Source organism: Bhargavaea beijingensis (assembly GCF_900101985.1).
GTDB classification, from domain to species: Bacteria; Bacillota; Bacilli; order Bacillales_A; family Planococcaceae; genus Bhargavaea; species Bhargavaea beijingensis.
In genome coordinates, this window is record NZ_FNAR01000007.1 from 52,854 (window position 1) to 65,215 (window position 12,362).

The 12,362-nt window shown below is 54.8% G+C and carries 13 protein-coding genes and 1 other annotated feature; all 13 genes read left to right on the forward strand.

Features of this window, described 5'->3' with window-relative positions:
• The first annotated feature begins 14 nt into the window (after positions 1 to 14).
• The 13 genes from ftsZ (at position 15) to BLT01_RS07150 (ending at position 12,209) form a co-directional block, all read left to right on the forward strand.
• On the forward strand, positions 15 to 1,196 hold the full coding sequence (gene ftsZ / locus BLT01_RS07090; RefSeq protein WP_092096333.1) for a cell division protein FtsZ: 1,182 nt from the start codon (positions 15 to 17) through the stop codon (positions 1,194 to 1,196).
• A gap of 202 nt (positions 1,197 to 1,398) precedes the next feature.
• A complete protein-coding gene (locus tag BLT01_RS07095; protein ID WP_176765078.1) occupies positions 1,399 to 2,259 on the forward strand; it encodes a sigma-E processing peptidase SpoIIGA in 861 nt (286 codons plus the stop codon).
• Complete coding sequence (sigE, locus tag BLT01_RS07100; RefSeq protein ID WP_008297311.1) at positions 2,243 to 2,950, forward strand: RNA polymerase sporulation sigma factor SigE; 708 nt, start codon at positions 2,243 to 2,245, stop codon at positions 2,948 to 2,950. The genes BLT01_RS07095 and sigE overlap by 17 nt, the downstream gene beginning before the upstream one ends.
• Before the next feature lie 97 nt (positions 2,951 to 3,047).
• Positions 3,048 to 3,854: an RNA polymerase sporulation sigma factor SigG gene (gene sigG, locus BLT01_RS07105; RefSeq protein WP_092096338.1), complete on the forward strand. Its 807-nt coding sequence runs from the start codon at positions 3,048 to 3,050 to the stop codon at positions 3,852 to 3,854.
• A gap of 215 nt (positions 3,855 to 4,069) precedes the next feature.
• On the forward strand, positions 4,070 to 4,309 hold the full coding sequence (locus BLT01_RS07110; RefSeq protein WP_092096340.1) for a PRC-barrel domain-containing protein: 240 nt from the start codon (positions 4,070 to 4,072) through the stop codon (positions 4,307 to 4,309).
• 80 nt (positions 4,310 to 4,389) lie between these two features.
• Positions 4,390 to 5,079, forward strand: coding sequence for a YggS family pyridoxal phosphate-dependent enzyme (locus tag BLT01_RS07115; protein WP_092096566.1), 690 nt, complete (start codon positions 4,390 to 4,392; stop codon positions 5,077 to 5,079).
• Positions 5,076 to 5,552 (forward strand): cell division protein SepF, encoded by a 477-nt coding sequence (locus BLT01_RS07120; protein ID WP_092096346.1) that lies wholly within the window; start codon positions 5,076 to 5,078, stop codon positions 5,550 to 5,552. The genes BLT01_RS07115 and BLT01_RS07120 overlap by 4 nt, the downstream gene beginning before the upstream one ends.
• 19 nt (positions 5,553 to 5,571) lie before the next feature.
• Positions 5,572 to 5,835, forward strand: coding sequence for a YggT family protein (locus BLT01_RS07125; protein ID WP_092096348.1), 264 nt, complete (start codon positions 5,572 to 5,574; stop codon positions 5,833 to 5,835).
• A 178-nt stretch (positions 5,836 to 6,013) separates the two neighbouring features.
• Complete coding sequence (locus BLT01_RS07130; RefSeq protein ID WP_092096350.1) at positions 6,014 to 6,790, forward strand: YlmH family RNA-binding protein; 777 nt, start codon at positions 6,014 to 6,016, stop codon at positions 6,788 to 6,790.
• Positions 6,791 to 6,914: 124 nt separating this feature from the next.
• Positions 6,915 to 7,424, forward strand: coding sequence for a DivIVA domain-containing protein (locus BLT01_RS07135; protein ID WP_092096353.1), 510 nt, complete (start codon positions 6,915 to 6,917; stop codon positions 7,422 to 7,424).
• Between the two features lie 61 nt (positions 7,425 to 7,485).
• Positions 7,486 to 7,703: a binding site (T-box leader), on the forward strand.
• Positions 7,704 to 7,771: 68 nt separating this feature from the next.
• On the forward strand, positions 7,772 to 10,537 hold the full coding sequence (gene ileS, locus BLT01_RS07140) for an isoleucine--tRNA ligase (RefSeq protein ID WP_092096356.1): 2,766 nt from the start codon (positions 7,772 to 7,774) through the stop codon (positions 10,535 to 10,537).
• Between the two features lie 275 nt (positions 10,538 to 10,812).
• Positions 10,813 to 11,298, forward strand: a complete 486-nt coding sequence (gene lspA / locus BLT01_RS07145; RefSeq protein WP_092096359.1) for a signal peptidase II — start codon at positions 10,813 to 10,815, stop codon at positions 11,296 to 11,298.
• Positions 11,298 to 12,209: an RluA family pseudouridine synthase gene (locus tag BLT01_RS07150; protein WP_092096362.1), complete on the forward strand. Its 912-nt coding sequence runs from the start codon at positions 11,298 to 11,300 to the stop codon at positions 12,207 to 12,209. The genes lspA and BLT01_RS07150 overlap by 1 nt, the downstream gene beginning before the upstream one ends.
• The last annotated feature ends 153 nt before the right edge of the window (positions 12,210 to 12,362 follow it).

Below are 12,362 nucleotides of genomic sequence, written 5' to 3' on the forward strand. Positions count from 1 at the left end.
TAGGAGGAGAAACCATGCTGGAATTTGATACTAATATTGATGCTCTCGCCGTCATCAAAGTCATCGGCGTTGGCGGCGGCGGCAACAACGCAGTTAACCGGATGATTGAACACGGCGTACAGGGTGTGGAATTCATCGCAGTCAACACGGACGCCCAGGCACTCAAGCTGTCCCAGGCGGAAGTCACGCTCCAGATCGGCGAAAAGCTGACACGCGGACTTGGGGCGGGCGCAAACCCTGAAGTGGGTAAAAAAGCCGCTGAAGAAAGCAAGGAACAGATCGAGGAAGCACTCCGCGGCGCAGATATGGTGTTCGTCACCGCCGGAATGGGTGGCGGCACAGGTACGGGAGCGGCACCTGTCATCGCCCAGATAGCCAAAGACCTCGGCGCACTGACGGTTGGCGTCGTGACGCGTCCGTTCACCTTCGAAGGCCGTAAACGTGCAACACAGGCAATCGGCGGCATCGCGGCCATGAAGGAATCGGTCGATACCCTGATCGTCATCCCGAACGACCGGCTGCTTGAGATCGTTGACAAAAATACACCGATGCTTGAGGCATTCCGCGAAGCGGACAATGTCCTGAGGCAGGGTGTTTCGGGTATCTCCGACCTGATCGCGGTACCGGGCCTCATCAACCTCGACTTTGCCGACGTAAAGACAATCATGCAGAACAAAGGCTCCGCATTGATGGGGATCGGTGTCTCATCGGGAGAGAACCGGGCATCCGAGGCTGCCAAGAAGGCCATCTCCAGTCCGCTTCTTGAAACTTCGATCGACGGTGCCAAAGGCGTTCTGATGAATATTACAGGCGGATCGAATCTGAGCCTGTTTGAAGTTCAGGAAGCGGCCGATATCGTTGCCAGCGCTTCCGATGAAGAAGTCAATATGATTTTCGGTTCGGTCATCAACGACAATCTGAAGGATGAGATTGTCGTGACAGTCATCGCAACCGGATTTACAGAAGAGCAGCTGAACCAGCGCACCACACGTGCAGGCGGGTTTAGTGCGGGCCGCGCCCAGCAGCCTGTCCGCCAGGAACGTCCTCAGCAGCCGGCTCCATCCCGCAACGACTATCGTGACCGTGATGACCAGGCCGGCCACTTCCAGCAGGAGCCGCCGCAGCGTCAGAGCCAGCAACACCATGAAGACACACTGGATGTTCCGACATTCCTGCGCAATCGCCGGAGAAGATAATATAGAATCCGACAACTTTCAAAAGCCCTTTTCGCTTCTTTGCGAAAAGGGCTTTTTGCATGCCTTCACATGGTTGCATGCTTAGGCGCGGCACCCCCTTCGTTTCTGTCGCTTCCTGTCCGAATTTTTGGGGCAGCCCGTCCGGGTTCCGACAGAGCCTGCGGACAGGGCGTGATACGGTATGCACAAGGGAGGGGGAGCCATGTACGGAGAAGTGGCGATTGCGGTAAATTCGGCATTCAATTATCTCATTCTTTCATTCGCAGACAAGGTTGGTCTGCGGCCGGCCGGCAAGTGGCGGCTTCTGGGGGCCGCGGTTGCGGGAGCGTGTCCGGTCGTATTATTCGGAGGGGCTTTTATTCCGACGGCAGCGGCTTTTCTGGCGATGATCACCATCGCCTTCGGCCTGCATCGGAATGCAGCACTGAAAGGGGCAGGTGCAACACTGGCCGCTGCCCTGTTCGCCGGAGGGCTTCTGACTGTGTTGAATCCGTCTGAATTCGGCCTCGGGGGGACTGCAGCTGTCTTTACATCGTGCCTGTTTGCTTCGGGAGGCCTCCATATACTCGCAATCAGATGGCGGGGCGCCGAAGATGATATGGTTGCGGCGGATTACCGGGTGGGAACTGAACTTGAATTGTTCGGCAGCAGAATACCGGTTTCAGCGTTTGCGGATTCAGGCAATGCTTGCACGGAGCCCCTGTCCGGAGCTCCGGTCCATTTTATTGCTTACAGGTCAGTAAAAGAACAACTCCCGAAAGACATCCGCACAGCGCTTGAAAACCTGCCAAAAGAAGGTGTCCCGGACCTGTCCGCTTTTCCGCCGGAAGTCAGAGGCCAAATCCGTCCGATCCGGCTCAGGACGGTCGGCGGAAGCACTTGGGCCGTCGGCTTCAGGGCCGGAAGCTGGACCATGAACGGTATGGAAAATGCCCGGATCGGCGGATACTTCGTACTGACCGAAAATGATGCCGAGTATCCTCTCGGTGCCGACGCCATCCTCCACCGCTCCTCCCTCATTCATCTAAAGGAAAGGGGATCGACAGATGCTGACAGGTCTTAAGAAATGGATTGCGGTACTTCTCCAGACCATCAAGAAAGACGGGACATACTATATTGGAGGCCATGAATCCCTACCGGTCCCGCTCACCAAGGAAGAGGAGGAAGAAACGTTACGGAGATTCATGGAAGGCGACCGGGAGGCCCGTGACCGGCTGATCGAAAAGAATCTGAGGCTCGTGGTGTACATCGCCCGCCGTTTTGAGAATACCAACACACATATCGAAGATTTGATCAGCATCGGCGCCATCGGCCTGATCAAGGCGATTGAAACCTTTGATACAGAGAAGAAAATCAAGCTTGCGACTTATGCATCCCGCTGCATCGAGAACGAAATTCTTATGCACCTCAGGAAGACAAGCCGCATGAAGTCGGAAGTGTCGTTTGATGAGCCGCTGAATTCGGATGCGGATGGCAATGAACTGCTATTGTCCGATATTCTCGGGACAGATGAGGACATCATTACCGATGATGTCGAACGCAAAATTGAGCGGCAGCATGTGGTCGAGGCCATTTCCCGGCTAAATGACCGGGAGCGCTACATCATGGAATGCCGTTTCGCACTGGGAGGCAAAGAAGAAATGACGCAGAAGGAAGTTGCGGACCACCTGGGCATTTCCCAGTCTTATATTTCCCGGCTTGAAAAAAAGATCATCAGTGACTTGAGGGGTCTCTTGAACCATCCGGTCAGCTGATGGATGAAATTGGCGAGTGTTCTCAGGGAATAGGACACCGGCCTCCGGACAGACTGTAGGGAAACAGAGAAAAGTCAAAAGTCCGGAGGATGATGAGATGTCCAACATGAAAGTGGAGATTTGCGGAATCGATACATCGAAGCTCCCTCTCCTGTCCCATGAAGACATGCGTGAAACATTCAAACGGATGCAGGCGGGTGACCAGTCTGCCAAAGATGAACTGGTGATCTGTAATCTACGGCTCGTCCTGAGCATCGTACAGCGATTCGCCTACAGGGGGGAGCAGGCGGATGATCTGTTCCAGGTAGGCTGCATCGGTCTCCTGAAATCCATTGATAATTTTGACCTTAAGCATAACGTGCGCTTTTCCACCTATGCCGTTCCGATGATCATCGGGGAAATCCGGAGGCATCTCCGGGACCACCATCCGGTCCGGGTGTCGCGTTCGCTTCGGGACATCGCCTACAAAGCGATGAAAGCGAAAGAGCAGTTTGTACATGAACAGCTGAAAGAGCCGACCCTTGACGATCTGGCAAAGATAACGGAGATTCCATCTGAAGATATCCTGTTCGCTCTGGATGCCATCCAGGACCCACTGTCGCTTCATGAGCCGATCCACCATGACGGCGGCGACCCTGTGACGATGATGGACCAGCTTCAGGACACCCTTGTCAACGAAGACCGCTGGCTCAATTACGTCTCGGTCAAGGAGACGGTGCGGAAGATGGACGCCCGGCAGCAGAAAATACTTTCCAAGCGCTTCTACTACGGTGAGACCCAGACGGAAATCGCAAGGGAACTCGGAATTTCACAGGCACAGATTTCACGTCTTGAAAAACATGCCATCGGAATTATCCGTGAAACCCTCGACCAGGAAAAGGACAAGGAAAAGAAGAAACGGTAAGGGACGGGTATTGCGTTATTCCAGGAAGATTCCGGTTTTGTTCAGTATGGACGGAACCGGGATTTTTTTGCGTATATCCGGAAAACATGAAACATCTGCGGGATTGGCCAGCAGCGGCGCCTTTTCCCGGGAAATGGGCGACCGGCACCTGAACAAGCGGAATGCGGGCTCTTTTCATAGGCCGACTTGCATAAGATGTACGGGAGGGGTCTGCCTTGAAATTTTCCGATCTGCAGAAAAAAGAGTTTATCGAGGCCGGAAGAGGCCGTCAGCTCGGCTATGCGGTCGATGCAACAATCTCCGCGGAAGATGGGACGATTGAATCTTTCCACGTAGGCGGGATGGAAAAGATGCGTCTTTTCGGGAACGGGGAGGCGCCTGTGAAAATTCCGCTCCGCCGGGTGATGGTCATCGGAAAGGATGTTGTCCTCGTGGATGACGCAACAAAAGAATAGGGATGGGGAAGTCATTGAAAAAGCACCCCCGCCTTGATACAATGTATAAAGCAACGTAGAGAAAAGTGGGAATTGGATTGTTGACTGTAGCAGAACGTTTAAACGATATACAACAACAAATCATGGATGCATGCAAGCGTGCAGAGAGAAACCCGGAAGATGTCACAATTGTTGCGGTGACAAAGTCGGTCGGGCCGCAGCGCGCCCGCGAAGTGATCGAATCCGGAATCCGCCACCTGGGCGAGAACCGTGTGGAAGGCCTCGAATTGAAGATGCCTGAGATCGGTTCGGATGCGCGCTGGCATTTTATCGGTTCTCTCCAGAGCCGGAAGGTCAGGGATGTCATCAACCGGATCGATTTTCTTCATTCACTGGATCGCGCAAGCCTTGCAAAAGAGATCCAGAAGCGGGCAGAGCGCCCCGTCGACTGCTTTGTCCAGGTGAACGTATCCGGCGAAGCTTCCAAGTCCGGCATCGGTCCCGAAGAAGCGGCCGATTTCATCAGATTGCTCGGTGCCTACGATAAGATCCGGGTTGTCGGCCTGATGACGATGGCACCGAATACAGAGGAAGAGCAAGTGATCCGCAACACTTTCCGCGGCCTCCGGGAATTGCGCGATGAAATTTCATCGCTCGGCCTCACGCATGCGCCATGTACCGAACTGTCAATGGGCATGTCAAATGATTTCGGCATAGCGGTCGAGGAAGGGGCGACGTTCGTCCGGATCGGCACCGCCATTGTCGGCTATGAAAGCGGGGAACGCTCATGAGCTTCAAGGACAAGTTCAAGAACTTCTTCTATCTTGAGGAGGAAGAGGAAATGCAGGAAAAAAGTCAGCCGGCGCCCGCACAGCCGCCGCGACCGGAGCCGCCTCGACAGGCAGAGCAGGACTGGAGGCAGAAAGACCGCCGCAAACCGGCACCGACACGGCCTCAGGAAGGTCCGAATGTGGTGAGTCTCCAAAGCATCAAAAAATCCTCCAAAATGATCCTTTCGGAGCCACGCGTGTACGCGGAGGCACAGGATATAGCGGAGCATCTGAAAAACAAACGCACGGTTGTCGTCAATCTGCAGCGCATCGATCACGGGTCGGGCACGCGGATCATCGATTTCCTAAGCGGAACAGTCTACGCGCTCGGAGGGGACATCACACGCATCGGACACGATATTTTCCTCTGTGTTCCGGAAAACGTGGAACTGTCCGGAGAAATTTCCGAGTATCTGTACGACGAATTTGAATGATGGGATGAGATAAAGTCTTATGTGGGCACTTGTCAATCTATTGGCCAACGCAGCACAGATCTATTCGATCCTGCTGGTCATTTACGTACTCATGTCTTGGGTGCCGAGCACGAGGGAAACATCCATCGGCCGGTTCCTCGCCAAAATCTGCGAACCTTACCTGGATATATTCCGCAAGATTATCCCGCCAATCGGCATGATCGACATTTCGCCGATTGTTGCACTGATTGCACTGAATCTGATTGTCCGGGGACTCTACACTGTTTTTGGTATGATCGCGTGACCGGCGCCCTGGTTTGTTCGGGTTCCGATCTTCAGAAATAGGACCGGGAGCCTTCCCGGATCCCTGCCCGTCATGCGGAGGGATTCGGAGAGGCTTTTTTTTATGGCTTTTTGGCCATACTGGCCGTGCGCTCAAAACTTGTTTTTCAGCTTAAAATAGAAAGGATGGTGCAGGGCTGATGAGTGAGATCTTTCAGCATTTCAGAAAGGATGAACAGCCGTTTATCGAACAGGCAAGCGGCTGGGTAACAGAAGTGGAAGACCGGTATGCACCAAAACTGACCGGGTTTCTCGACCCGAGGCAAAGGCACATCGTCCGGGCGGTGGCAGGGTCGGATGATTTGGTCATCACAGAGTTTGGGGGGCTTCCGGAAGCGGAGCGGCAGCGGATGATGATCGCCCCTTCCTATTTCGTCGCACAGCCGGGGGATTATGAGATAGCAGTGATGGAAATCCGCTATCCGGCCAAGTTCATCGAAATCGGACACCGTGATGTGCTCGGATCACTCACCGGTCTCGGCATCGACAGGACCAGGTTCGGCGATATCCGGACCGGTGATGGCGTTGTCCAGTTTGCGGCCGACCGGTCACTAGCAGATTACCTGTCCGCCAATCTCCAGGCAGTCGGAAAGGCGAAGGTCCGGGCAGCGGAAGTGGAATCCGCAGATTCGCTGTTGCCGCAGACCGACCATTATGAAGAAGAATCAATGACAGTTTCATCCCTCCGGCTGGATACCGTCCTTGCAGGCGCATTGAATCTGTCCAGGCAGAAAGCCGCTTCGCTTATCCAATCCGGCCGGGTGAAAGTGAACCATACCGTCCGCGAGTCGGTTTCGTTTGAGCTGTCCGACTCCGATCTTCTTTCGGTTCGTGGACACGGGCGGATCAGGATTGAAGAGATTGGCGGGCGCACTAAAAAAGAACGGATCCGCCTGATTATCGGCAAGCTCATATGATCCAGAGCGAATTTTGGCAGAAAGCGTGTTTTACCGCCAAAATTTTCGGATTTGCCGTGTCAAGGATGCCGGGTCCATGTATAATAGGTCTCAACGGAGTTTGAAAAAGGGGAGATGCAACACAATGGCATTGACACCGCTTGATATACATAACAAGGAATTCGGCCGCTCATTCAGGGGCTACGATGAAGACGAAGTCAACGAGTTTCTCGAGCAGATCATGAAAGACTATGAGGGCGTTCTTCAGAAAAACAAACAGTTGGAAGAACAGCTCGATATGACGAATGAACGGGTCACCCATTTCACGACGATTGAAAACACACTTCAGTCCTCGATCCTGATTGCGCAGGAGGCGGCTGAGGAAGTGCGCCGCAACTCACAGAAGGAAGCGAAGCTCATCGTCAAAGAAGCCGAGAAAAACGCGGACCGCATCGTAAACGATGCCCTGACCAAGGCGCGCAGGATTGCAGGCGAGATCGAAGAGCTGAAAAAGCAATCCAAAGTATTCCGGAACCGCTTCCGGATGCTTGCGGAGGCACAGCTGGAGATGATCAACACCGACGACTGGGATCTCCTGATGGACTACGAAGTCGACACGGCAGGACTGGATAAGCTGGAGGCCGAGGAAGAGTAAGCATCTTGACCGGCGGAATCCGATTCTTTATAATGACCACAAGCAGACTGAACGATTCAATCTAAAGGCGCAGATGGAGACAGTAGGGGCAGCGGATGCCAAAGCGAGCCGGGGGGCGGTGGGAGCCCGGTGCGGAAGCCGCCATCGAATATCACTCCGGAGCCGGACCGCGGAAATAGCAGTACGCGGTCCCGCCACACCCCGTTACGGTGTCCGAGAGGCGGTGCGCATGCGTACCGCAATGAGGGTGGTATCGCGGGCATAGGCCCCGTCCCTTTTATGGGACGGGGCTTTTTTATTTGGATGGATGCCTGTTTGTGCAGGCTTTAATAAGAGGAGGAAACAGGATGGACTACAAGAGCACATTGCTCATGCCGAAAACAGATTTCCCGATGCGCGGAAACCTGCCGAAAAATGAGCCGAAGATGCAGGAAAAATGGGGAGAGATGGACATCTATCAAAAAGTGCAGGAACGGACTGAAGGCCGTCCGTTTTTCGTCCTTCACGACGGTCCGCCGTACGCCAACGGTGATCTCCATATGGGCCATGCACTCAACAAGGTGTTGAAAGATATTGTTGTCCGGCACCGTTCCATGACCGGCTATCATGCTCCTTACGTGCCGGGATGGGATACGCACGGCCTGCCGATTGAACAGGCGCTTGTCAACAAGGGGGTCAACCGGAAGGAAATGACGGTGGCCGAATTCCGTGAGCTTTGCAAGGAATACGCGCTTGAGCAGATCGACCGGCAGCGCTCACAGTTCAAGCGGATCGGTGTCCGCGGAAATTGGGAAAACCCGTACATCACCTTGAAGCCCGAGTTTGAAGCCCGCCAGATCGGCGTCTTCGGAGACATGGCCAAAAAGGGCTATATCTATAAAGGCAAAAAACCGGTCTACTGGTCGCCGTCCAGCGAATCCGCACTTGCGGAAGCAGAGATCGAGTACAAGGACAAAAAGTCGCCTTCGATCTATGTTGCATTCCCTGTCAAGGACGGCAAGGGTGTTCTGGATACAGATGTGAACTTCCTGATCTGGACAACGACCCCTTGGACGATCCCGGCCAACCTCGGGATCTCGGTCCATCCGGACTTCGACTATTCCGTCGTCGAAGCGGACGGCAAAAAGTATATCCTGGCCAAAGACCTTCTTGAAGAAGTTTCCTCAAAGGTCGGCTGGGAAAAAGTCGAGACGCTGAAAGAACTGAAAGGCAGGGAACTTGAACATCTCACTGCCGGACATCCGCTTTACGGCAGGGATTCCCTGATCATCCTCGGAGACCATGTCACGATCGATGCCGGTACCGGCTGTGTCCACACTGCGCCGGGCCACGGGGAAGACGACTTCCGCGTCGGCAAGGCGAACGGCCTAGACGTGCTTTGCCCGGTGGATGACCGCGGCTATATGACCGAGGAGGCACCAGGCTTCGAAGGACTCTTTTATGACCAGGCAAACAAGCCGATCACGGATGCTTTGAATGAAAAAGGGGCCCTCGTGCATCTTGAGTTCATGACTCACTCCTATCCGCACGACTGGCGCACCAAAAAGCCGGTCATCTTCCGCGCCACTTCCCAGTGGTTCGCTTCGATCGAGAAGTTCCGGGAGGAGCTGCTGCAAGCAATCCGCAACACATCGTTCACGCCGGCGTGGGGGGAAACCCGCCTTTATAACATGGTCCGCGACCGCGGGGACTGGTGCATCTCCCGCCAGAGGGCATGGGGAGTTCCGATCCCGGTCTTCTACGCGGAAAACGGGGAGCCCATCATCACCGACGAAACAATCACACATGTACAGAAGCTGTTCCGCGAACACGGATCGAATATCTGGTTCGAGCGTGAAGCGAAGGACCTGCTGCCGGAAGGCTTCACGCATCCGGGCAGCCCGAATGGGAAGTTTACAAAGGAAACGGACATCATGGATGTCTGGTTCGACTCAGGCTCGACACACCAGGGCGTCCTCGTCGAACGGGATGACCTCGTTTATCCGGCCGACCTTTATCTCGAAGGGTCTGATCAGTATCGCGGCTGGTTCAATTCATCCCTGACGACTTCTGTGGCCATCAACGGCATTGCGCCCTACAAAGGCATTCTCAGCCACGGTTTTACACTGGACGGCGAGGGCCGCAAGATGAGCAAGTCGCTCGGCAACGTCATCGTACCGGCAAAAGTGATGGACCAGATGGGCGCGGACATCCTGCGCCTGTGGGTATCTTCCACGGACTATACGGCGGATGTGCACGTGTCGGATGCCATCTTTAAACAGGTATCAGAAGTCTATCGGAAAATCCGCAACACGTTGCGCTTCCTGCACGGGAACCTGGCGGACTTTGACCCGGCAAAGGATCGTGTCGCACATGCCGGCCTCCGTCCGGTCGACAAGTACATGGAACTCAAGCTCCAGCGCTTGATCCGCACTGTCCGTGAGGCCTATGACCGCTACGAGTTCATGACGGTCTACACTTCCGTCAACAATTTCGTGACGGGCGATCTGAGCTCGTTCTATCTGGATATCGCGAAAGACGTGGTGTATATCGAGGCTGCCGATCATCCTCACCGCCGTGCGATGCAGACAGTCATGTATGACACGCTGATCGCCCTCCTCAAGCTGATGTCGCCGATCATCCCGCATACGACAGACGAAATGTGGGGCTACCTCGCACATGAGGAGGCGGAAAGCGTCCAGCTGACCGACATGCCTGATGCCCGCGCGGAAACAGATGAAGACATTGCGCTCATGGCGCGTTTCTCCGAGCTGATGGAGGTCCGTGACGATGTTCTGAAGGCGCTGGAAGAAGCCCGGAATGGGAAAGTAATCGGCAAATCGCTCGAAGCGGCAGTGACCGTCTATGTTCCGGAGGATCTCAAGGTGCTCCTCACTTCGGAAGACATCGACTTCGCACAGTTCTTTATCGTTTCCGGCTTCCGCATCGGCGGCAATCTGGAAAATTCTCCTGCAGACGCGACAGGCTCACGCGTCCGCGTCGTCGTGGAAAAGGCGGAAGGCGAGAAATGTGCACGCTGCTGGTCCGTACCGGGCACAGTCGGCGAAAATCCGGAACATCCGGAACTCTGCGCACGCTGCGCCGACGTCGTCATCAATCACTACGAAGCGTAAGCAACAGCCGCTCCCCTCAAGGGGCACAGACAGAATCGGACCCAGAAAAAACTTTCTGGGTCCGATTTGTCATTTAGTAGCCAAAAAAGCCCCATAACCGATTAAAGCGAAGGTCCGGACCGCAAATCCGGGGGATGATTAAGTAACCACTTTCAGGAATAGTCTGATACATGGTTCTTCAACTCGCCGGCGCCTTTATGCACCCCATATCCGGGCGCACACCTGCGGCAACGTATGGTAAAATAAACAGGATTCAATCGGATGGAGGAAAAGACGTGTTATTTTACTACGCCATCGCGGCGGCCCTTGTCATCATCGACCAGTGGACAAAGTGGCTTGTCGTGAGATATATGGAAGTCGGAGAGCGGATTACCGTACTGGATCCGTATCTCGCCATTTTGTCGCACCGCAATCGCGGAGCGGCATGGGGGATGCTGCAGGGCCAGATGTGGCTGTTCTATATCGTGACAGTGGTGGTCGTCGCGGGAATCCTGTATTATTTCCACAAACATGGAAAAGAAGGCGGGGCGGGCTTCCGGGTGAGCCTCATGATGCTCTTGGGCGGCGCACTCGGCAACTTCATCGACCGGCTGCGGATGGGGGAAGTGGTCGACTTTGTCGATGTCCTGGTTCCCGTCATCGGCTACGACTTCCCGATCTTCAACGTCGCCGATGCCGCTCTGACCATCGGGGTCATCCTGCTCATCGTGCACATGCTTCTTGAGGAATTGAAAGAAAAGCGGAAGAAAAAGGAGTCATGATGGAAAAACAAACTATTGAAATCACCGCGGAACACAGCGGCAACCGCATCGACAAGGGCTTGTCCGCATTCGACCCGGAATGGACGCGCTCCAAGGTCCAGTCATGGGTCAAGGAAGGCATGATTCTCGTCAATGGCAAAACCGTGAAACCGAATTATCAGCTGAAAAAAGGCGATCGGGTCGAGGTGTCCGAACCGGAACCCGAGCCGCTTGAAATCATTCCGGAGGATCTTGGTCTCGATGTCGTCTATGAAGATGACGATGTACTCGTCGTCAACAAACCGCGCGGGATGGTCGTCCATCCGGCCGCGGGGCATGCAACCGGCACGCTCGTCAACGGGCTGATGCACCATTGCACAGACCTGTCGGGCATCAATGGAGTCATGCGCCCGGGAATCGTGCACCGGATCGACAAGGACACGACCGGACTGCTGGCCGTAGCCAAAAATGACCGGGCCCATGCAGCGTTGGCCAAGCAGCTGTCCGAAAAGACGGTGACGCGGAAATACACTGCGCTCGTGCATGGAACTATCCCTCATGACGAAGGGACTGTGGACGCGCCCATCGGCCGGGATCCAAAAGACCGCCAGCGCATGACCGTCATCGATGGCGGGCGGGATGCGGTCACTCATTTTACCGTTACCGAACGGTTCGGGGACTTTACGCTCGTTGAATGCCGGCTTGAAACCGGCCGCACCCACCAGATCAGGATCCACATGCGCTACATCGGCCATCCGCTTGCGGGAGACCCGAAGTACGGTCCGAAAAAGACACTGCCTTTCGGCGGGCAGGTCCTGCATGCGGGCGTGCTCGGGTTCACCCATCCTTCTACAGGAGTATATATGGAATTTGATGCACCGCTTCCGGAAGACTTTGATGCGCTTCTGAAAAAGTTGCGGGATCGGGATTGACACCGTCCCGCCGCAGGTGTATAGTGAGTCAGACGAATCAAATAGCGAACCTTTAAGTCGGTCCAGAGAGGCCGGGAAGGTTGTACGGGAATCCACGGACCCATGCCGAGCGCATGGCTTCACGGATAAATTCTGCACATCTGCCCTCCTGCC

Coding starts and splice junctions, on each gene's coding strand:
- sigE (WP_008297311.1), top strand. CDS start 2,243: ATGCTGACAGGTCTTAAGAAATGGATTGCGGTACTTCTCCAGACCATC.
- ftsZ (WP_092096333.1), top strand. CDS start 15: ATGCTGGAATTTGATACTAATATTGATGCTCTCGCCGTCATCAAAGTC.
- BLT01_RS07135 (WP_092096353.1), top strand. CDS start 6,915: ATGGCATTGACACCGCTTGATATACATAACAAGGAATTCGGCCGCTCA.
- BLT01_RS07095 (WP_176765078.1), top strand. CDS start 1,399: ATGTACGGAGAAGTGGCGATTGCGGTAAATTCGGCATTCAATTATCTC.
- ileS (WP_092096356.1), top strand. CDS start 7,772: ATGGACTACAAGAGCACATTGCTCATGCCGAAAACAGATTTCCCGATG.
- BLT01_RS07130 (WP_092096350.1), top strand. CDS start 6,014: ATGAGTGAGATCTTTCAGCATTTCAGAAAGGATGAACAGCCGTTTATC.
- BLT01_RS07150 (WP_092096362.1), top strand. CDS start 11,298: ATGGAAAAACAAACTATTGAAATCACCGCGGAACACAGCGGCAACCGC.
- sigG (WP_092096338.1), top strand. CDS start 3,048: ATGTCCAACATGAAAGTGGAGATTTGCGGAATCGATACATCGAAGCTC.
- BLT01_RS07120 (WP_092096346.1), top strand. CDS start 5,076: ATGAGCTTCAAGGACAAGTTCAAGAACTTCTTCTATCTTGAGGAGGAA.
- BLT01_RS07125 (WP_092096348.1), top strand. CDS start 5,572: ATGTGGGCACTTGTCAATCTATTGGCCAACGCAGCACAGATCTATTCG.